Raw genomic sequence first — 21,278 nt, 5'->3', positions numbered from 1 at the left:
GCCGGAAACGGCCGCGAGAATCAGTACTTCATGACGACGAGACGCGTCTGCGTGAACTCGAGCATGCCGTGCTTGCCGTCGTCGCCGCCGATGCCGGAGCGCTTCCAGCCGGCGTGAAAACCTTGATACGGATCGGCGGGCGTGCGGTTGATGTACAACTCGCCCGCTTCGATCGAATTCGCGACCTTCATCGCCGTGCGGTAGTTCTCGGTGTAGAGCACCGACGAAAGGCCGAACTGATGATCGTTCGCCATCGCGATCGCTTCCTCGATCGTCGCGTACTTCAGCACCGCGAGCACCGGGCCGAACGTCTCTTCCTGCACGATTTCCATGTCCTGACGGCAGCTCGACAGCAGCGTCGGCGGATAGAAAAAGCCCTTGCGATCCGGCACTTCGCCGCCGGTTTCCAGCGTGGCGCCCGCTTCGATCGCGCGGCGGACCATCGCGTGAATGCCGTCGCGCGATGCCTTGTTCACGAGCGGACCCATGTGGCTCGCGTCCTCGTAGCGATCGCCGATCGCCTTCGCCTTCATCTGCTCGCGCAGCAGGCCGACGAATTCGTCGTGGATGCGCTCGTGCACATAGACGCGTTCGATCGCCGTGCAAAGCTGACCGCTGTGCGTGAGCTTCGATGCGACGAGTTCGCGCGCGGCCTTCTGCAGATCGGCGTCCGGCTCGACGATCGCGGGCGTCTTGCCGCCCAGTTCCAGCGAAGGTTTAGCGATGTTCGCCTTGCAGTATTCGAGCACCTTGCGGCCCGCGTTGACGCTGCCCGTCAAGGTAATCATGCCGACCTTCGGATGCGTGCAGACGACCCCGGCGGTCGCGTGATCCATCGCGAGCACATTGATGACGCCGGCGGGCAAGGCCGCACGCTCGACGGCGCGCGCCAGTTCGAACGCCGACAGCGGCGTGTTGTTGCTCGGACGCACGACGACCGTGTTGCCCGCGATCAGCGCCGGCGCGACCTTGCGCATCAGCGTGTAGATGGGGAAGTTGAACGGAATCAGGCACGCGACAACGCCGATCGGCTCGCGATGCAGCACGAGATTTTCGTTCGGCGTATCGCTCGGAATGACTTCGCCTTCGATGCGGCGCGCCCATTCCGCGTGATAGCGCGTGATCTGCGCGGCGTAGACGGCTTCGTTGGTCGCGTCGAGCAGGCTCTTGCCGGACTCGGCCGCGAGCGCCGCGCCGATATCGGCGGAGGCTTCGACGATGGCATCCGCGAGGCGCTGCATATGCGCGCCGCGCTCCGCGGCAGGCATCGCGCGCCACAGACGTTGCGCGTCGGCGGCCTGATCGACGGCGAGCAGCGCCTGCTCGCGCGACGCATTGTGAACGTGGCCCAGCACCTCTTCGGTCGCGGGATTCAGGACGGCGGTGACGTCATCGCTCACGGGCTCGACGAAACGTCCGTTCACAAAATTGCGTTCTGGCTTCATGTGGCGGTTTCCTTGATCGCTGCGCGCCACGACGCCCGGCCGCCGGGAAATCGGACGACCGCTGCGACAAGGCAACGCATTTGCGGGCCATTCTTTCGTGCCTCGCGCTGCAACGACAAGCGAAGAATTCGCTGGAAAAACATTCAAAAAACTCGCGCTCGCTGTTCGACTAAATCCTTTTGCGGCGTCCCTTTAATCGCGCACAATCCGTCGCTCGCCGTCCTCGCCGAGCCTCATGGCTAGGACTTCTTGACGAATAAGTAAAAGACTTGAGACTTTCATGAGAATCAAAGTAATCGCCCTCGCCTCGCTCGCCTGTATCGTGACTTCAGCTCATGCTCAAAGCAGTGTCACGCTGTTTGGCGTCCTCGATGAAGGCTTCGACTACACGAGCAATGTCGGCGGGAATCGTGTCTATGAGCTGACGAGCGGCTATGCGTCGGGAAGCCGCTGGGGCCTGCGCGGCGTCGAAGATCTGGGCGGCGGCACGAAGGCCGTGTTCCAGCTCGAAAGCGGCATCAATTTGAGCAACGGCGCGGCGGGCCAGGGCGGACGCATGTTCGGGCGGCAGGCCTACGTCGGCGTCACCGATAACCGTTTCGGCTCCGTCACGCTCGGCCGTCAGTACGATTCGGTGGTCGACTATCTCGCGCCGACGACGGCCAACGGCAACTTCGCCGGCTATCTCTTCGCGCATCCGTTCGACAACGACAACACCGACAACTCGTTCCGCGTGAACAACACGGTCAAGTACGCGAGCCCGTCGTTCGGCGGCTTCAGGTTCGGCGGCACGTACAGCTTCAGCAACGACACGAACTTCGCGAACAACCGGCAGTACAGCATCGGCGCGTCGTATGCGAACAGCGGCCTTCTGATCGGCGCGGCTTACTTGCGCGCGGATGGCGTCGGCATGAACCCGAACGGCGCAATCGCCACGAACGACGCGAGCTTCATCGCGCAGCGCATGCAGATTTTCGGCGCGGGCGTGAGCTACACGTTCGGCAAGGCGACGGCGGGCTTCGCGTACACGAACTCGAGTTATCGCGATCCGGTGACGAACGGCTATATCGGCGGGTCGCTGGCATCGGCGGGCAACACGCTCAACAATCTGCGTTATCAGAACTTCGAAGTGAACGGGAAGTATCAGTTCACGCCGGCGTTCTTCGTCGGCGGTCAGTACGTCTATTCGATGGAAACGTACGACTCGACCGCCGGCACCGTGAAGCCGCACATCCATTCGGCCGGTCTGATGGCGGATTACTTCCTCTCCAAGCGCACCGATGTGTACGTGCAGGGCGTCTATCAGAAGATCGCGGGCAGTTCGACCGGTTCGGTGATGGATCAGGCGTTCATTCCCGGCACGCAGGGTGTGTCGTCGAATTCGGAGCAGTTCGTCGCGCGCGTCGCGTTGCGGCACGCGTTCTGACGGTCGAATCGATGAAATCGCTGTCCGCGTATTAAACGCGGACAAAAAATTCCTAAGCATTTCCTAAGCTTTCGTCTTCTAATCTTGCGGCTTTCCCGAACGCCAAGACGCCGCAAGATGAATCACACGCTCGCCCCAGCCCCCGCGCGCCGCCGTCGGACGCCATGACTGCCCGGAGACACGCCATGAGGGTATTGCTCGTCGAAGACGATCGCATGATCGGCGAATCGGTTCAGAACGAACTGCGCGACGGCGGCTACGCGGTCGACTGGGTGCGCGACGGCAAGCTCGCGCTCACGACGCTCAACACGCACGTCTACGACGCGATCCTGCTCGATCTCGGCTTGCCCGGCGCCGATGGCTTCGCGGTGCTGCGCGCCGTGCGCAGCGGGGCGAATCACGTGCCGCTCATCATCGTCACCGCGCGCGATTCCGTCGATGAACGCATTCGCGGACTCGACGAAGGCGCCGACGACTACCTCATCAAGCCCTTCGACATCTCCGAGCTCAAAGCGCGCATGCGCGCGGTGATCCGCCGCCGCGGCGGGCAGGCCGCGCCGATCATGTCGAACGGCGTGCTCACGCTCGATCCGGCCACGCGCGAAGCCACCTCCGGCGACATCGCGATCCGACTTTCCAGCCGCGAATTCGCGCTGCTGCAAGCGCTGATGATCCGCCCCGGCGCGATTCTCTCGCGCGCGGAAATCGAAGACCGCATCTACGGCTGGAACGAGGAAGTGGAAAGCAACGCCGTCGAATTCCTGATCCATTCGCTGCGCAAGAAGCTCGGCGCCACGGCCATCAAGAACGTGCGCGGCGTCGGCTGGATGGTCTCGAAGCAGCCATGACGCGTTCGCTTCAGTTCAGGCTGTCGGCCTGGCTGTCGGCGCTGATCGTCGCGATCGCGGCGGCGGGCGGCGTCATCGCGTTCCAGACGGCTTTCCACGAGGCCAACGAATTGCAGGACGGCCAGTTGAAGCAGGTCGCCGCGCTCGTCACGCCGCGCACGCTCGCGACGATGCAGCGTGAAGCGCTCGGCCGCGTCGACGGCGCGGATCCTGAGTCGAAGCTCGTCATCCAGACGATCGGCGAGCGAGCGCCGCTGCCGGTCGCGTCCGATCTGCGCGACGGCCTGCAGAACGCCATCGTCCAAGGCACGCGCTGGCGTCTCGTCGTGAAGACGCTCGATGACGGCACGCGCGTCGTGATCGGCCAGCAGACGGCGGGCCGCGACGAGATCGCCCGCAACGGCGCGCTCGCCACCGTGATGCCCTTCGCCGCGCTCGCGCTCGTGCTGCTCGCGGCGCTGCATCTGATCGTGCGCCGCATGTTCCGGCCGCTGAGCGCGCTGTCGGCGAGTCTCGACACACGGCCCGAACACGATCTCTCCGCGCTTTCCCGCGACGCGCTGCCGAGCGAGATCGCGCCCTTCGTCGTCGCGATCAACCGGCTGCTCGCGCGCGTGGAGGCGTCGGTGGCGCTGCAGCGCCGCTTCGTCGCCGATGCCGCGCATGAACTGCGCTCGCCGCTGACCGCGCTGTCGCTGCAGGCCGAGCGCCTCGACGCCGCCGAGTTGCCCGACAGCGCGCGCGAACGGCTCGACGCGCTGCGGCGCGGCCTTGCGCGCACGCGCTCGCTGCTGCATCAACTGTTGACGCTCGCGCGCCTGCAGCAACGCACCGACGCCGATACCGCGCGTTTGCGCGTGCAGGACGTCTTCCGCAATGTTCTCGAAGATCTGATGCCGCTCGCGGAGGCGAAGGACATCGACATCGGCGTATCGACGAGCGACGACGTGTTCATCCACGCGCCGCAAGCCGATCTCACCATCATGGTGAAAAATCTCGTCGACAACGCGATTCGCTATACGCCGGCGGCCGGCCGCGTCGATCTCGCGGCGGGCGTTTCGAATGCGCGGCCGTGGATTCGCGTGGCGGACAGCGGGCCGGGCATCGCGCCCGAGGAACGCGCGCGCGTCTTCGATCCGTTCTATCGCGTGCTCGGCGGCGACGCGGACGGCTCGGGCCTCGGGCTCTCGATCGTCGGCACGATCGCGGCGCGCATCGGCGCGACGATCGAACTCGCGGATGCCGCGCCGCGCGGGCTCGTCGTGACCGTCACGATCTGAAGGCGTCGGCTGCCCGAAGCGACATGCACGACGCGCCGGACCATACGCGCCCGCGCGTGTCCGGCGCACGCGCGGCGTGCTATCGTCGATGCGTCATTCCGACGTGGCATTCCGATGCCGCCATCATGAGTCAAGTGCGCTATCCCCTCGGCCCCGATGACCGCGTGCATCTGCTCTGCTGGCTCACGTGCGGATTGCTCGGCGCGTACTACATCGAAGGCGAATGGCCCGATACGTCGTTTCAGGTGCGCGCCGCGCATCGCTGGCTCGACCGGCATCATCGCGCGGCCGACTGGATCGAGACCGCGCGGCTTTCGGTGGCGGCGCACGCGCTCGCCGCGCGCTTCTCGACGATGCTTGACGCCGACGCCTCGCGCAGCGACATCGAACGCATTCTCGAAGGCGAGGATCTCGACTACGAAAGCGTGCTCGTGCAGCGCATCTATCACGAGTGCTGGATCGAGTTGTCGAGCGGACGAAAGCCGTCGCAGTAACGCGTTCCTCCGATCAATTTCCGTGCCGCGCCGCGCGCGTGCCTTGGCGCGTCTCGCGCGCGGGCACGGACATTTTTTTGCGCTGGCGGAATGTGCGGAACCCCACATTGGCGCTCAGGGCGCGGCGATACCATCGGCGCGCCTGCTCGCACGTCGATGTTCGCGCCTCCCGCCGATGTCCCCAATCGCCGGGCTGAAAAGCGGCTACACCGTCAGCGGCCAAAAACGATGACAACAATCGACACCGACTGGAGGTCGCCATGCAGCGCAGCATTCGTCCGCTTGTTTCTCAAACCGCGATTCGTCGTGCGCGCCTGCGCCCGCTCGCGATCCTCGTGCCGATCGTCGCGGGCCTGACTTGCGCGAGCATCGCCGATGCCGCGCCGCCGCTGCCCGCCGGCGGCCAGTTCGTCGCGGGCAGCGGCGCGATCAGCGGCGGCGGCACCGGTTCGACGCTCACCATCAATCAGACGACGACGCGCGGTGTCATCGACTGGAACAGCTTTTCCATCGGCAGCGGAAGGCAGGTCACGTTCAACAACGGCAGCGGCGCGACGCTCAATCGCGTGACCGGCGGCAATGCTTCGGTCATTCTCGGCCAGCTCAACGCGACGGGCAGCGTGTATCTCGTCAATCCGCAGGGCGTGCTGGTCGGGCCGGGCGGCGTCGTCGCGACGGGCGGGCGCTTCGTTGCGTCGGCGCTCGACATCGGCAACGATGCGTTCATGCAGGGCGGCCCGCTCACGCTTTCGGGCGGCGGCAACGGCATGGTCATCAATCTGGGCACGATCGGATCGAGCGGCGGCGACGTGTTCCTCGTGTCGCGCACGGCGGCGGTGAATGGCGGCAGCATCAACGCGCCGCAGGGCACGGTCGAAATCGCGAGCGGCAATCAGGTGCTTCTGCAGGATTCATCCGGTGGACAGCAGGTTTTCGTGCAGGCGGGCAGCGGCGGCACGGCGATGAACGGCGGCGTGATTCGGGCGGCGCAGGCGAGCCTCCAAGCCGCCGATGGCAACGTGTACGCGCTCGCCGGCAACAGCAGCGCGATCCGCGCGACCGGCACCGCGACGCGCGATGGCCACGTCTGGCTCGTCGCCGATCAGGGCGCGGTGCACGCGAACGGCACGCTCGCCGCGACGAACGCAGACGGCAGCGGCGGCACGGTCGAAACGCGCGCGAATACGCTCGATGTCGCGGGCGCGAACGTGACGGCGCGTACATGGAAACTCGGCGCGCCGTCGTTCACCGTCGATCAGGCGAACGCGGATTCCCTCGCGCGCGGCCTTGCCAACGGCACATCGGTGGATGTCGAAGCGAGCACCGGCGATCTGAACGTCGGCGGCAACGTCCAGTGGAACGGCAACGCGTCGCTGACGCTCGGCGCGGCGCACAGCGTGGCCATCGGCGCGGGCGCGACCATCGGCAACACGGGCAACGGCAATCTCACGCTGCGCGCGGATTCGGGCGGCATCGACAACGGCGGCGGCGTGGCGAACAGCGGCACGATCGACTGGTCGAAGAGCGGCGGCATCGTCAGCGCGCTTTACGACATGAACGGCAGCTATGCGCCGGGCACGCTGCTCACGAACAGCGGATGGACCGCCGCGCCGTACAGCGGCGTGCGCACGCAGGCGACCGCGTACCGGCTCGTGAACAATCTCGCGGATCTCTCGAACGTGACGCAGGATCTCGCGGGCAACTACGCGCTCGGCAAGGATATCGACGCGAGCGCGACGTCGTATCCGAACTATTTCACGGCGATCGGCTCGAAGACGACGCCGTTCACCGGACAGTTCGACGGCTTCGGCCACACGATCGACAGGCTCGCGTCGACGCCCAATCTCAACGACGACCGTCAGGGCCTGTTCGGCGTGATCGGCGCGAACGGCGTCGTGCGCGATCTGAATCTCACGAACTCGAGCACGGGCGGCTACGCGTCGGGCGCGTACGGTTTGCTCGCGGGCCAGAACGACGGCCTCGTCACGTACGTCAACACGACGGGCGGCGTCGGACAGAACGGCTTCGGCGGCGCGGGCGCGGGCGGGCTCGTCGGCGTGAACAACGGGATCATCGAGCGCTCGTCGAGCACGGCGGATGTCGGCTATCAGATTCCTGCGGGCGGGCTCGTCGGCGTGAATAACGGCACCATCGTGCAGTCGTATGCGACCGGCACGACGTACGCCGGAAATCACGGCCAGACCGCCGGGCTCGTCGCGTACAACAACGGACTGATCACGCAGTCGTATGCGACGGGCGGCGTGGGCGGCTTCGGCGGCGGCGGGCTCGTGTTCGACAACGGCGCGACGGGTGTCATCAACGAGTCCTTCGCCGTGGGGCAAGTCGGCGGCGGCGGGCCTCCGGGCGACGCATACGGCGGTATCGCGGCGTACAACGAGGGCGCGATTCACAACAACGTCTACTGGAACAAGGAGACGACGATCCGCACGAGCGCGGCCGGTTCGAACTCGGGCACGACGCCGCCGGACGCGAACGGGCTCACGACCGCGCAGATGAGCAATGCGTCGAATTTCCTCGATTGGGGCATTCCGTCGGGCGGCGTCTGGGCGATGCCTACCGGCGCGACGCATCCCGTTTTGCAGTGGCAGCAGGCGCAGCCTTGAGGGGCGTGCCGAGCGGATCGTCAGCTTCCGATCACGAGGAATATCTCCCCCACCGGCGCCTTCGATCCGTTCGGCACGACCGCCTTCAACGGAAACCCATACGTTCCGCGAAAGCTGACGAACCTTCCGACCTGCACACGCACGCCCACACCGACGCTCGCCAGCGAAGCATTGTTCACTTCGCCGAATTCCGCGATGCGATTCCACACGTGACCCGCATCGAAGAACACGAACGGCTGCATCGCCGCCAATCCCGCGAGTCCCGCGAGTCCCGCGCTTCCCGCCGATATCGCCGGCGCACGCAATTCGGTTTGCAGGTTCCATCCGCGATCGCCCTGCGCGGAATACGGCTCGTAGCCGCGCACGGTGGCATCGCCGCCGAGTCCGAGTTCCTCGCTCGGCAATAGCGTGCTGCCCGTCCACTGCAACAATCCGCGCGCCGATATCGAGAATCCCGACTTGCCGAGCGGCATGTCACGCTGCGCCGACAACTGCATGTACTGATAGCGCGGCTTCGCGCCGAGACGAGCGGCATCGTAGGCTTCGTCGTTGCTGTTGCTGTCGAAGTAACCGGGACTCGCGAAGAGCGCTGCGTTCAGATGCGTATCGCCCGATGCATCGCTATTCGAAAGATCGTAGGCGATCACGAACTGATGGATATGCGTGTTCGCATTGAACACCTGAAAGCCGCCGAACTCGAGATCGTTGTTCGAGCGCTTGAAGTCGTAGCCGAGTTGCACTTGCTGTTGCCACGCGCCCGCGTTGTCGAGCGGCGGCAGACGCCAGTCGTAACGAAAACTGAGCTGCGCGCTGAGACCCGTTTGTCCGTAACTGTCGGGCAAACGCGGCGTGCTCTGCGCGAACACGCCGAACAACTCGATGCGATCGAGCCACGGCAACGGCGCAACGGCATTGAACGCGTGCGCGATGTAGCGCGGACGATCAGGCCGCCCTTCGATATCCGGATTGCCGCTCAACAGATCGTTACTCGCGGTCATCTGATAGCCGAAGCGCGCATCGATGCCGAACAGATTGCCGTCATCGAATCCCGCGAGAATGCGATCGCGGCCGAGGTCGCGCACGCCGTCGTTGTTATAGCCGCCGTAAATGCGGAACGGAAAGCGGTCTTCGGTTTGCAGCACGACGTCGGTCGTATCGGGCGCGGTGCCGGGCGCATAAATCACGTCCACGCGCCGATACGGATTCGCGTTGAGCAACGCGAGTCCCGCGGCGACATCGGCTTCGCGGATCGGCTCGCCGCGCGCGAGCGGCATCTCGCGGGCGAGCAGCGCATCGGAGAAATGGCGGTTGCCCTTCGGCATCACGCGCCCCGCGCGAAACTCCGCGATGGCGATCTTCACGACGCCATTGCTCACGTCCTGCTCGGGCACGTACACATCGACGAGCGGCTGGCCCGCCGCGCGATAACGTTGCACGACGGCGCGCCGGATTTCCGCGAGACGCGCGAAGGTCAGCGGCTTATGGAGATCGGCGGAGAAGCTGTCGAGAAAATCGGGCGTGAGAAAAGGCGCGCCCGTCGACGTGATCGCGCCGTTCGCGCCCGATTGCGTCGCATCTGATGTAGCATCCGCACGCACGAACGCGATGCCGCGCAGATCCTGAAGCGCGATTCTGTGCGAGTCGTCGCTCGGCTCGGGCGGCGACGGCGACGCGCGCGGACGCTGCTCGGCGGGCGGCGCAATCGGCGCGACATCGCGATACGACTGCGCGGCGGCGTCGCGTTCGGCAACGATGCAGGCGATCGCGGTCGATAGCACCGTCGCGGCGACGCGTGTGCGGTTCAAATCATGTCTCCTCGGCGCCGGCCGCGTATGTTGGCCCCGCATGTTATCAGCGCACGGAGCGGAACGTTTCATGCGTCGGGCGCGCATGACCGGTCGCGAGAGAAAGATGCTCGCACCGTACCTGTTAGCGTCGCGAACGCGCGTAGAAATGACTCGACGTGAACGGCCGAGCCAGTAGAAAACACCGCAGCGACATTGGCCTTTCTTCCGACCGCGCAACGCATCTATGATTCGGAGATGATCGGCGCGATGAGCAGCCGAACCGCATTGTCAGGACGAGGATGGACAAAACCTCCAACGCAGAAATCACCGATTCCGCTTCGCTCGATGCATCGGTCTACGCGCAATGCGCGCGCGAGCCGATCCACATTCCCGGCGGCATTCAGCCTCACGGCGTGCTCTTCAGCGTCGACGCGCATTGCCACATCCTGCAGGCGAGCGCCAACGTCGCGCAGCTCGCGCACATCGCGCCCGAAGCGTGTCTCGGCCGCGCGCTCTCGACGGTGCTCGGCCAGCACGCGGCCGAACGTGCGAGCGCGGGACTGAAGCAACTCACGCGCGACGGCGCGGCGATCCACGTCGGCAACGTCGTGCTCGACGGATGGACGCCGGACGGTCCCGTCGCGATCGTCGTGCATCGGCATGACGGGCTGTTGTTCGTCGAAGTGGAGCCGGCGCGCGACACCGCCGACGTCTTCTCGACGATGTATCCGCTCGTGCGCTCCTTCGTGAGCGATGTCCAATCGATGCACACCGTCGAGCAGATTTGCCAGTTCGCCGCGAACGAGATCGCGCGCATCACGGGTTTCGGCCGCACGCTCGTCTATCAGTTCGACGAGGAAGGCAACGGCAACGTGCTCGCGGAAAGCGTCGAGCCGGGCTATCCGTCGTATCTGAAGCAGCACTTTCCGGCATCGGACATTCCCGCGCAGGCGCGCGAGCTGTATCGCAAGAATCGCATTCGGCTCATATCGAACGCGAACTACGAAGCCGCGCCGCTCGTGCCCGCGCTGCATCCGGCGACGGGCCGCCCGACCGACCTCACGTACGCGTCCTTGCGCAGCGTGTCGCCCGTGCATCTGCAATACATGCGCAACATGGGCACGCTCGCGTCGATGTCCATGTCGATTCTCGTCGACGACAAGCTCTGGGGCCTCATTTCCTGTCATCACGCGACGCCGCGTCTGCCGCCGTTCGAAGTCCGCACCGCGTGCGAGCACGTCGCGCAGATCGTCTCGCTGCAGATCGAAGCGCGGGAGACGCAGGCCGAAGCGCATTACCGGCTCGAACTGCGCCGCATGCTTTCGAAGCTGCTGTCGTCGATGGCGAACACAGACAGCTTCGTCGAAGCGCTCGTCAGCGACGCCTCCGATCTGCTCGGCTTCACGCGCTCGTCGGGCGCGGCGGTGATCTTCGAAGGACGCACGTCGCTCATCGGCGTGACGCCGAGCGCGCACAGCGTCACGGCGCTCGTCGACTGGCTCGACAATCAGAGCGAGGACGTCGTGATGTCCGACCGCGCTTCGCAGGATTGCCCCGCGCTCGCGGATTCGCCCGAAGTCGCGGGCTTTCTCGCGGTGTCGATCTCGAAGATCTACCGCAATTACGTGATCTGGTTTCGCCGCGAAGTCGTGCAGACGATCGAATGGGCGGGCGATCCGCGCGCGAAGCTGACGGGCCTCGCCGCGTCGCTTTCGCCGCGCGTGAGCTTCGATACCTGGACCGATGTCGTGCGCGGCCGCTCGCTGCCGTGGCGACCCGCCGAGCGCGAGATCGCGCTGGAATTTCGCGCCGCCGTGCTCGGCATCGTGTTGCGGCGCGCGGAGGAAATTGCGCAGCTCGCGACGGAACTCGGGCGCGCGAATCACGAACTCGAAGGATTTTCATACACGGTGTCGCACGATCTGCGCGCGCCGCTGCGGCATATCGTGAGTTTCGCGGACCTGCTAAAGCAGATGGACGGCGAAAAGCTGTCGGAGCGCGGGCGCGGCTATCTGGAGCGCATCGTGACGTCGGCGCGTTTCGGCGGGCGTCTCGTCGACGATCTGCTGTCGTTCGCGCAACTCGGCCGCGCGGCGCTGCGTCCGCACACGGTCGACGTCCACGCGCTGGTGCATACGGTGATTCAGAACGATATCGACGAACAATCGTCCGCACGCGTGCATTGGAAGGTGGACGCGTTGCCGCGCGTCGAAGCGGATCACGTGTTTCTGCATGTCGCGTTCGCGAACGTGATGTCGAACGCGGTGAAGTTCAGCGCGCAACGCGAAGAGCCGACGATCGAGGTCGGCGCGCACGATGGCGTGGGCGAGCTGATCGGGCATGTCGTCTATTTCGTGCGCGACAACGGCATCGGTTTCGATATGCGTTACGTCGACAAGCTCTTCGGCGTGTTCCAGCGTCTGCACGTCAACGAGAAGTTCGACGGCACCGGCATCGGGCTCGCGAACGTGCGGCGCATCATCGAGCGGCATGGCGGCAAGGCATGGGCGGAAGGCGCGCCCGATGGCGGGGCGACCTTCTATATGGCGCTGCCGAAGCAGTTCCGCCCCGAAAGCGGCGTGCGGCGCGATACGGCCGCGACCGCGCTGGCGCGGCTCGCCGCGGGCACGGGCGGCGCGGGGCACGACATCGGCCAGCTCATCAAACGTTCGGAGCAGGACAAGAAGTAACGCGCAATGCAAAACGGCCGCGATCTTGTGGATCGCGGCCGTTCTTTTTCCTACGGCGCTGCGCTTAGAAGCGGTGACGCAGGCCCACGGTCGCCGCGACCTGATTCTGCGTCGACGACGGCGACAGCGTGTTGATCATCGCGACGTTGGCGCCCGCATTGCCCAGCTCGCCCGACGCATGCTGGTACACGCCTTCGACGTACACATCGGTGCGCTTCGAGAGCGAGTAGTCAGCCTGCAGCGAAACGGTGTGCCACTTCGGATCGCCCGAGCCGTTCGCGCCCGTCACCTTGCCGTCCGTGTACGTGTACGCGGCGTCGAGGCTCAATGCCGGCGTCACGAGATAGCGGCCGTTCAGCTCGAAGTTGTTCATGTGCAGGTTCGAGTTGCCCGGCAGCGCGAACGTCGTGCCGCCTTGCGATGCGGCGAGCAGGTTGTCGTAGTGCGTGTTGGTCCACACGAAGCCGACCGTCGCCGGGCCGTACGTGTAGTTCACGCCCGCGCCGAACGTGCGCTGCAGTTCAGCCGTCAGATTCGCGTTGTTGCCCTGACCCGCCGACACCGCGCCGCCCGTGTTCGCGTTGTTGCGCGAGTTGTTCGTCTGCAAGTAGGCCGCGGCGAAGTTCAGCGGGCCGTTGCCGTACGACGCGCCGGCGCTCCATGCGCGGTTGTTCGCGAACTGGCCTGCGTCGTTCGAGAAGCCATACAGGCCGCCGAACTTGAAGCCCGCGTAATTCGCGCTCTGATACTTCACCGAATTGCGGATCGAGAACGAGTGATCGAGATTGTCGTTGTCGAACGGATGCGCCGTCAGGTTATTGCCATAGCCCGCGCCTGCTTCGGCGAGCGGCGACAGATAATCGACCATCGAATCATATTGACGGCCGAGCGTGATCGTACCGAATTGATCGTGCTGAAGGCCGACATATGCCTGACGGTTGAACATCGTGCTGTTTTCGGTATAGCGGCCGTTATTGAGGTTGAAGCCGCTCTCCAGCTTGAAGAGCGCGTGCAACCCGCCGCCGAGATCTTCACTGCCTTTCAGGCCGAAGTAAGTATCCGAAACCGCGCCGCTGCCTTGCTGCCAATTGTTATGGCCACCGGCGTTGTTCGTATAGACGAGACCGGCATCCAGCGTGCCGTACAACGTGACGCTGCTCTGAGCGTGGGCTGCTGCTGCGAAGGTGCCGAGAATGCCCGCGATGAGAAGGGTTTTTTTCATGGTTCTCTGTGTCCTGTTTAATGCGAAAGCCTCCCGGGACTGAAAGAGCCCGGGAAACTGGGACACACTGTATGCGACGGGCGCTTGAATGTGACCGCGTATCCGGCGCAATAATCATTTGCTGATTCTGCGAACCGGCGTGCAGATCCCTTCATAATCTTTTAAGGTCAAGTGCTTAGCGGCGATTCGGAGCTCAGATAATCCAAATGGCTGTTGCACATCGACGACGTTATTACTGCGCATTCTGGAGAAGTCCATTGCGTCGCATGCGGTTTATAGCGGCCGAGGCGTTTTGCTAAGCTTCCCGGGTCTGAAGATCTCCACGCAGATATCTCGAGGACACGGAGCGGTTTCGCGAGAGGGAGCCGCTCCGTTTTTATTCCCGACGCGGCGATTAATCCGAGCGCTTTAGACGGTCTCAGAACAGCGGCCGTCGAAATCACTCAGTTACCCGAAGTACCCGAACGATTTTCCCGATTCTTGATGCCGACCGTAAAGGTTACGCGCCCACCGCGAACGGAACGAATCGCATTTAGATGAATCGAATCAACGAGTAACGCGATATGTTTCTCTATATATCTCGACGTTTTGAAAATTTTGCGCGAGATAGACGGGCAAATCAGGCGACGAAATTACGTCCTGTGACGGCAAATTTCGGAAATTCGGGAACAAGTTCTTCACTAAATGTAACCGTCGCGCAAACGTTTGCTACCGCACAGAACGGGACCGGGCGTTCTGCTCGTTTCATTTCGAAACAATCTGAAGGAGCTTGAATCGCCTCTGCGGAACGCTGCTTGCTTTAATAGAGGCCTCTGTAAAATCTAGCCGGATATAGCCACATGAAAAGAAGCGCCAATGCCACGACCGTCCCAGCATTTCGACAGCGGCGGCCCGCTCAGCTCGCTGAACGCGAGCTTCTCCATCTGGAAATGATTCTCTCGAGTGTCGTCGAAGGGAACTCGGCTTCCGATCGCCTTCCCGCCAGCTATTGGGATATGCGGATTTCGCAACTGGACGCGGAGTACGACCTCGTCCCGTCGCAAAGTCAGCGTGTAGCATCGCTTCAACGCAAACTCGCGTTACTCGACAACGCGCTCGCCACCGCTGCCGACGCGCAGGAAGGGCAACAGAACCGGCGCGTCGCTGCCTGATCCGGGTTCGTCGCGCGGCGCTAATTTATAGTGCCGCCCGCACCCATTCGTCGACCAGCGTGCGCGCCTGCGTGTGCGCGCTCATCAGCGCGTCCTCGGCGGATGCGAAATTCGAATAGCGTGTGTTCTCGATCAGGAGTGGCGAGAACGCAGTGACCGGCCTTCCGGAACGGCTGATCGTCACGATCGCCAGATAGCGCAATTCGCCCGGCGGCGGCACGAGCCGGCTGCTCGTTTCGATCGCGACTTCGAGCACGAAGCCCTTGTGGTTGTACGACCGTATCATCCGGACACCCCGTACGCGCCGTGGATATGGCGTGCTTCCAGCATGAGATGTACCCGTTCGAAGCGCTGCTACTTCGCGCGTCGAAGCGCCGTGCGCGCGATGTCAGCGGCGAGATCGGCGCGCAGTTCGGCCCATTTGCCGAGCAGCGTGGCGTCGTCGGTGAAGAAGTAAGGCGCGTGCGTCCAATGGGCGACCTTTCCGCCCGCGACGGCCAACTCGAAGATACGCATGTCCTGGTCATCGCTGACGCCTGCGCTCACGAGTTCGCGAAACGATCGAATATCGTGCAGCGAGACGTTCTGTATGCCGACGCCGTGCACCACCGCCATCACCGTCTTGCCGATGCGCCAAGCGGCCTCGCGGCTATCGGCGAGCACGAAAGCGACGCTTTCCAGAGGCGTCTCGAACTTCAGCCGATACAGCCGCGCCCTGCATTGTTCACTGAGTTGCGTGTTCATTTGACTCAAGCCCGCGTCGCTCGCCTGGAGCGACGCGCAGCAGGAATTGATCCCGCTTCAGCATAGGATGCCGCGAGCCCGAACGTATGTCCGATTGCACTGCGTTTCGAACGCACGCGCGCGCGTCACCTGATTCACCGGTTCAGCTCCTCGAGCCGCAGCCCGTTGGTCTTCGGACCGAACAGGCCGATTGCCAGCGCCACGAGCAGCATGCAAACCGTAATGCCGATGAACACGCCCGGCACGCCGAAGTCCTTCAGCAGCGACGCGATGATGAAGCCCGACATCATCGCGCCCGCGCGGCTCGCCGAGTAGACGATTCCGCTCGCCCGGCAGCGCACGGCCGTGGGAAAAAGCTCGGTCTGATACGCGTGATAGCAGACCGAGATCGTCTGGCCGGCGAGCGAGATCAGCACGCCGAGCGCGATGAGCGCAACGGGCGATTTCATCTGCCCGAACGCGAGACCGCTCGCGATCACGACGAGCGCACCGCCGACGATCAGATACTTCCGCTGCACGCGGTCGGCGTAGAACATCGCGAAGAGCGGTCCGAGCGGCAGCGCGAACGCGATGATGAACGAATACAGCAGGCTCTTCGTCACGGTGATGCCCTGCCCGATCAGGAGCGTCGGCACCCAGTTCGCGAAGCCGTAGTACCCGATCGCCTGACAGAAGTTGAAGACGATGAGCATCACGAGACGCGAGCGATACGGCGCGACGAACAGCTCGCCGAGCGACGCCCGCCGATGCGCCGGCTGCTCGACGACAGGCGCGGGCGGCGGCAATGCGGCGCCCGATTCGCGCTCGACCACGCGCTCGATGTCGCCGACGACGCGTTCGCTCTCCTCGAGCCGGCCATGCATCGCGAGCCAGCGCGGGCTTTCCGGTACCGCGCGCCGGATGAACCACACGATCACCGCGCCGACCGAACCCGCGAGCACGACGACGCGCCATCCATCGAGACCGAACACGGTTTCCGGCACGAGCCAGTATGAAAGCAGTGCGGCGACGGGCGCCGCCGCGAACATCACCATCTGATTGAAGGCCATCGCGCGGCCGCGCATGTGCTGCGGCACGAGTTCCGTCACGTAACTGTCGATCGTAATGATTTCGATGCCCACCCCGATGCCCGTCACGAAGCGCCAGAAGATCACGCCTTCGGGGCTCGTCTGGAACGCCATGATCGCGGAGCCGATCGAGTACCACAGCAGCGAGAACGTGAACACGCTGCGCCGCCCGTAGCGGTCCGGCAGCCAGCCGAAGAAGAACGTGCCGATGAACAAGCCCGCGAACGTCGCCGCGATGAATCCCGCAATGCCGGTGAAGCCGAAGAACGCATGCGTCGTCGTCTGCAAAAGTCCGCTCTTCGCCATGCCCGGCGCGATATAGCCGGTGAAGATCAGATCGTAGATTTCGAAAAAGCCGCCGAGCGAGATGAGCAACACGAGCATCCAGAGATGCCGCGTGATCGGCAGTCGATCCATGCGCGCGGAGATTTGCGCGCCGGGCGTCGTGGCGACGCGAACGTCGGGCGTTGCGAGCGGCTCGGCGACCGCGCTGAAAGTGGGCTGCATTGTCCTGTCTCCTGTGTTGGCGACGGCGCGTGTTTTTATATGCGCCTGTCGCAATGCCTCATGCCGTGACGCGTTTCGTCAGTTGCCCGAGCACTTCGTCCGTGTGCTCGCCGACGCGCGCGAGCGGCTGCCGCACGCCGGGGCGGCGTCCGCCCATCGTGAGCGGGAGCAAAACCACGTCGGTCGTGCCGCCGTCGTCGGTCTGCATCGGCACGAGTCCGCCGCTCGCTTTCAGATGCGGATCGTCGAGCAACTGTTCGGGGCGCATGATCGGCGCGTAGGGAATGCCGGCCGCTTCGAGCTTCGGCGCGAGCTCGTGGGCGCGGTGATCCGCGAGAATCTCGCCGAGCCGCGCGAGCAATTGCGGCCGCACCGCGACGCGCATCGCATTGGTCGCGAACTCGGGCGCTTGCGCGAGATCGGGACGTTCGAGCACATCGCAAAGCGTAACGAATTGCTTGTCGCTCACCGCGCCGATGAACAACTGCTCGCCTTCGGCCAGCGTGAATACGTCGTACACGCTCCATGCTGATACGCGCGACGGCATCGGCGGCGGCGCTTCGCGCGTCATCGCGTATTGCTGCATGTGTTGCGCGGAGAGAAACACGCAGTTCTCGAAGAGCGCGCTCTGCACTTCCTGGCCGCGTCCGGTGAGATCGCGTTCGCGCAGCGCGGCGAGCACGCCGATCGCGCCGAACATGCCGCCCATGATGTCGTTCACCGACGTTCCCGCGCGCAGCGGCCTGCCCGCCGGACCGGTCATGTAGGCGAGGCCGCCCATCATCTGCACGACTTCATCGAGCGCGAGACGCTTCTCGTACGGCCCCGGCAAAAAGCCCTTGTGCGACACGTAGATCAGTTTCGGATGCGCCTTCGACAAGGTTTCGTAGTCGAGACCGAGCTTCGTCATGAGGCCGGGGCGGAAATTTTCGAGCAGCACATCGCATGCGCCGATCAGTTCGAGCGCGCTGTCACGCCCTTCTTCCGTGTTGATGTCGATGACGACGCTCTTCTTGTTCCGATTGAACGAGCGAAAGAAGCCGATGCCGAGACCCGGCAGATTGCGCGTCTTGTCGCCGCCGGGCGGCTCGATCTTGATGACTTCCGCGCCGAGATCCGCGAGGATCATGCCGCAGGTCGGGCCCATCACCATATGCGTGAACTCGATCACGCGCACGCCTTCGAGCGGCAGGGTTGAATGACTCATGACGTCCTCAGGCTTCGATTGCAGTTTTCGATTCGTGATTGACCGGCAAGCCCGCGAGCGCGAGCGCGCCGTGCAGCGTTTCGCCGTCGAGCCAGCGCGCGAGTTTCGCGCGCACGTCCAGCAACGCTGAAATATCGATGCCGGTCTCGATGCCCATATCGGCGAGCATGAACGCGAGGTCTTCGCTCGACGCGTTGCCGCTCGCGCCCGGCGCATGCGGACAGCCGCCGATGCCCGCGAGCGTCGCATCGAAACGCGCGACGCCGGTTTCGAGCGCGGCGTAGACATTGGCGAGCGCGAGGCCGCGCGTGTCGTGAAAGTGGCCGCACCAGAAGCGCTCGCCGGCGATATCGCGCGCCTTCTCGAAGAGCTCGCGCACCGCACGCGGACCGGCGTATCCAACCGTATCGGCGATGCTCACGCGGTCCGCGCCCGCATCGAGCAGCGCCTGCATGTAGCGCAGCACATCGGCGTGATCGACGCGGCCCTGAATCGTGCAGCCGAACGCCGTGCCGATGCCGCCCTCGATCAGCGTCTTCGCGCCCGACGCATCGCGCGCCGCACGCATGCGCGCGACTTCATCGACGACTTCCTCGGGCGTCTTGCGCAGATTGGCGAGACTGTGCGCGCGGCTCGCGGAAAGCGGCACGAGCATCAGATCGGCGCGCGCTTCGATGGCGCGCTCCGCGCCTTTCAGATTCGGCACGAGCACCGAAACCAGCAGGCCCGGCAGCGTCGTTGCGTAGGCGACGAGTTCGGCGGTATCGGCGAGTTGCGGCAGAAGGCGCGCGGGCACGAACGAACCGACTTCGATTTCGCGCTGACCGGCGGCGTAGGCATCGCCGATCCATTCGATCTTGCGTTCGGTCGGCACGATCGTGCGAATGCTCTGCAGGCCGTCGCGCAGGCCGACTTCGCGGATTACGGCGTTCTGCGGGAACGCGGGCATGGCTTTGTCTCCGGTCTTATGTGTATGGTCTCGACTTTAGAGATTCCGCAAATGGCCTAAAAGCGGTAATTTGGAAAGCTCATGCTTCCCGTTCGGAACGTCAGAGGAATCCAGTCACATGCGCGATATCGATCTGAAAACGCTGCGTCTCTTCGTGACGGTCTGCGAGCACCAGAACATCGCGCGCGCGGCGCACGAGGCGCATATCGAACCATCCGCGATCAGCAAGCGCATCGCGCAACTGGAAACATCGCTCGGCGTGCCGTTGTTGTCGCGCTCGCGGCGCGGCGTCGAACCGACGCCCGCGGGCATCGCGCTGCTCGAACACGCGCGCAGCGTGCTGTTCACGATGGAACGCATCGCCAACGACGTCGCCGCGTTCGGCGGCGGTCTCATGGGGCGCGTGAGCATTTGCGCGTCGGCATCGGCGATTGCGGAAGCGTTGCTCGACGATATCGCGTCGTTCATGCGCGAGCCGTCCAACAAGAACATCAAGGTCGATGTCGAAGAACGGCTATCGAACGATCTCGTGCGGCAGTTGCGCGAAGGCGTGGCGTCGGTGGGCGTGTGCTGGGACAGCGTCGATCTGCACGGGCTGCAACATCGCGCTTATCGGCACGACCGGCTCGCGCTCGCGGTGCCGGCGGATCATTCGTTCGCGAAGCGGCGTTCGGTGAGCTTCGAGGAATCGCTGGAATTCGAGCACGTCGGTCTGCCGCCCGCGACCGCCGTGCATACGATGCTCCAGCGCGCGGCGGCGCAAGCGGGCAAGTCGATGTCGTATCGCGTGATCGTGTCGAGTTTCGATGCGGCGTTTCGCGTCGTCGCGGCGGGGCTCGGCATCAGCGTCGTGCCGATGGAAGTCGCCGGAACGTATCGGCAGGCGCTCGGCATCGAAGCCGTGCCGCTCTCCGATGCGTTCGCGAAGCGCCGCTTCGTCGTATGTTTTCGCGACTTCGACGCCTTGCAGCCGGCCGCGAGGCGGCTCGTCGAGCATCTCGAAACGCGTGCGGCGCGTTAGGCGGGCGCGTCGCAGAACACGGTTTGCGTGTCCTTTTTCTCGATCGTCAGATTCACCGAACGCGCGCCGCCCGGGCGCGTGCAATGCGGCTTGCCCGCGGGCACGGTCAGCAATTGCCCGGCGCGCAATTCGACGGCGCCTTCCTCGAACTCGATGACGAGCGTGCCTTCGACCGCCACGGAAGTCTCGTCGGAGTTCGGATGAAAGTGCCATCGATACGGCGCGTCCATCACGCTGATATGGACGTCGTGATCGTTGACGTTCGCGATGACGCGATTCATGTAGCCATCGCGCGCGGCATCGGCGATGGCTGCGTAGTCGATTGTGCTGTTCATCGTTTCAGGCTAACGCCGCGCGCGAATCGGCACAAACGAATCGTTTTGACTTTCATGTGAGCGCGATTCACACGCCTGCCGCGTTCGCGTGCCCCATGATCGCCGAGATATTGCCGATGGCCGGTTGCGCGTACCGCACCGGCGGCGCATCGGGCGGCAGCGGCGCGGGGCCGGAATCCGTCGCGTGCGCATAGACCGGCAGCGGCGGCGCACTCTGCGCGCTCGATGCGACCGGGAACAGCGGCCCGCCCACAATGCCCACGCCGATGAACGGATGCGCCTGCGCCACCGTCACGAGGCCAAGGAGTTTCACGCCCACCATCACATGTCGGATCGTCTTCATTTCTCGTCTCCCGCGCTGCGTTGTTCGTCGATGGAGGCATTCTGCGCGGCGAAAATGAGCAAAGAATGAGAGCGCGGCGGGCGTCAGACCATGTGAACTACACTTTCGAGACGTCACGATGCGTTCCACGGTCCCTTC

General features: G+C 64.4%; 18 protein-coding genes. 8 read left to right on the top strand and 10 right to left on the bottom strand.

Annotated elements, in window-relative coordinates:
• Nucleotides 1-20 precede the first annotated feature (20 nt).
• Complete coding sequence (gene aldA / locus NCS03_RS23890; RefSeq protein ID WP_250529932.1) at nt 21-1,445, bottom strand: aldehyde dehydrogenase; 1,425 nt, start codon at nt 1,443-1,445, stop codon at nt 21-23.
• 280 nt (nt 1,446-1,725) lie between these two features.
• Between aldA and NCS03_RS23885 the strand changes: the two genes are divergently transcribed.
• The 5 genes from NCS03_RS23885 to NCS03_RS23865 all read left to right on the top strand — a co-directional run bounded on the left by NCS03_RS23885 (nt 1,726) and on the right by NCS03_RS23865 (nt 8,117).
• A complete protein-coding gene (locus NCS03_RS23885; protein WP_250529931.1) occupies nt 1,726-2,871 on the top strand; it encodes a porin in 1,146 nt (381 codons plus the stop codon).
• A gap of 185 nt (nt 2,872-3,056) precedes the next feature.
• On the top strand, nt 3,057-3,719 hold the full coding sequence (locus NCS03_RS23880) for a response regulator transcription factor (protein ID WP_008347261.1): 663 nt from the start codon (nt 3,057-3,059) through the stop codon (nt 3,717-3,719).
• Nucleotides 3,716-4,999, top strand: coding sequence for an ATP-binding protein (locus NCS03_RS23875; protein ID WP_250522140.1), 1,284 nt, complete (start codon nt 3,716-3,718; stop codon nt 4,997-4,999). The genes NCS03_RS23880 and NCS03_RS23875 overlap by 4 nt, the downstream gene beginning before the upstream one ends.
• A gap of 125 nt (nt 5,000-5,124) precedes the next feature.
• The gene (locus NCS03_RS23870) at nt 5,125-5,493 is read left to right on the top strand and encodes a hypothetical protein (protein ID WP_250503457.1); all 369 of its coding nucleotides are present in this window, start codon (nt 5,125-5,127) and stop codon (nt 5,491-5,493) included.
• A gap of 260 nt (nt 5,494-5,753) precedes the next feature.
• A complete protein-coding gene (locus NCS03_RS23865) occupies nt 5,754-8,117 on the top strand; it encodes a beta strand repeat-containing protein (RefSeq protein WP_250529930.1) in 2,364 nt (787 codons plus the stop codon).
• Between the two features lie 20 nt (nt 8,118-8,137).
• Here the strand turns inward: NCS03_RS23865 and NCS03_RS23860 are convergent, their stop codons facing one another.
• Nucleotides 8,138-9,922, bottom strand: a complete 1,785-nt coding sequence (locus NCS03_RS23860; RefSeq protein ID WP_250529929.1) for a ShlB/FhaC/HecB family hemolysin secretion/activation protein — start codon at nt 9,920-9,922, stop codon at nt 8,138-8,140.
• Nucleotides 9,923-10,203: 281 nt separating this feature from the next.
• On the opposite strand from NCS03_RS23860, the gene NCS03_RS23855 reads away from it, so the two are divergent.
• On the top strand, nt 10,204-12,594 hold the full coding sequence (locus tag NCS03_RS23855) for an ATP-binding protein (RefSeq protein ID WP_008347252.1): 2,391 nt from the start codon (nt 10,204-10,206) through the stop codon (nt 12,592-12,594).
• 64 nt (nt 12,595-12,658) lie between these two features.
• Here NCS03_RS23855 and NCS03_RS23850 read toward each other — a convergent pair whose 3' ends face one another.
• Nucleotides 12,659-13,816, bottom strand: coding sequence for a porin (locus tag NCS03_RS23850; RefSeq protein WP_008347250.1), 1,158 nt, complete (start codon nt 13,814-13,816; stop codon nt 12,659-12,661).
• Between the two features lie 839 nt (nt 13,817-14,655).
• Here NCS03_RS23850 and NCS03_RS23845 point away from each other — a divergent pair.
• On the top strand, nt 14,656-14,967 hold the full coding sequence (locus NCS03_RS23845) for a hypothetical protein (RefSeq protein WP_075583514.1): 312 nt from the start codon (nt 14,656-14,658) through the stop codon (nt 14,965-14,967).
• Nucleotides 14,968-14,992: 25 nt separating this feature from the next.
• On the opposite strand, the gene NCS03_RS23840 is transcribed toward NCS03_RS23845, so the two are convergent.
• From NCS03_RS23840 to NCS03_RS23820, 5 genes are all read right to left on the bottom strand, one after another.
• A complete protein-coding gene (locus tag NCS03_RS23840) occupies nt 14,993-15,253 on the bottom strand; it encodes a hypothetical protein (RefSeq protein WP_008347246.1) in 261 nt (86 codons plus the stop codon).
• Nucleotides 15,254-15,321: 68 nt separating this feature from the next.
• Entirely contained in the window at nt 15,322-15,711 is a 390-nt protein-coding gene (locus NCS03_RS23835; RefSeq protein WP_008347245.1) for a hypothetical protein, read from the bottom strand.
• Between the two features lie 134 nt (nt 15,712-15,845).
• Entirely contained in the window at nt 15,846-17,285 is a 1,440-nt protein-coding gene (locus tag NCS03_RS23830) for an MFS transporter (protein WP_250458081.1), read from the bottom strand.
• A 58-nt stretch (nt 17,286-17,343) separates the two neighbouring features.
• Nucleotides 17,344-18,492 carry a CaiB/BaiF CoA transferase family protein gene (locus NCS03_RS23825; RefSeq protein WP_008347241.1) on the bottom strand — a complete coding sequence of 383 codons (1,149 nt, stop codon included), beginning with the start codon at nt 18,490-18,492 and terminating at the stop codon, nt 17,344-17,346.
• Between the two features lie 7 nt (nt 18,493-18,499).
• Nucleotides 18,500-19,441: a hydroxymethylglutaryl-CoA lyase gene (locus NCS03_RS23820; protein WP_250441178.1), complete on the bottom strand. Its 942-nt coding sequence runs from the start codon at nt 19,439-19,441 to the stop codon at nt 18,500-18,502.
• 118 nt (nt 19,442-19,559) lie between these two features.
• Between NCS03_RS23820 and NCS03_RS23815 the strand changes: the two genes are divergently transcribed.
• A complete protein-coding gene (locus tag NCS03_RS23815) occupies nt 19,560-20,462 on the top strand; it encodes a LysR family transcriptional regulator (RefSeq protein WP_250529928.1) in 903 nt (300 codons plus the stop codon).
• Here NCS03_RS23815 and NCS03_RS23810 read toward each other — a convergent pair.
• Together NCS03_RS23810 and NCS03_RS23805 are read right to left on the bottom strand one after the other, a co-directional pair.
• Nucleotides 20,459-20,797, bottom strand: a complete 339-nt coding sequence (locus NCS03_RS23810) for a cupin domain-containing protein (protein WP_250529927.1) — start codon at nt 20,795-20,797, stop codon at nt 20,459-20,461. The two genes, NCS03_RS23815 and NCS03_RS23810, sit on opposite strands and share 4 nt — an antisense overlap.
• Nucleotides 20,798-20,864: 67 nt before the next feature.
• Nucleotides 20,865-21,140 (bottom strand): hypothetical protein, encoded by a 276-nt coding sequence (locus tag NCS03_RS23805; RefSeq protein WP_008347233.1) that lies wholly within the window; start codon nt 21,138-21,140, stop codon nt 20,865-20,867.
• Nucleotides 21,141-21,278: the final 138 nt, after the last annotated feature.

Source organism: Caballeronia sp. ATUFL_F1_KS4A (genome assembly GCF_023630905.1).
GTDB classification, from domain to species: Bacteria; Pseudomonadota; Gammaproteobacteria; order Burkholderiales; family Burkholderiaceae; genus Caballeronia; species Caballeronia zhejiangensis.
The sequence above is the reverse complement of the archived record's forward strand: the minus strand, read 5'-3'. Positions and strand labels throughout refer to the sequence as shown.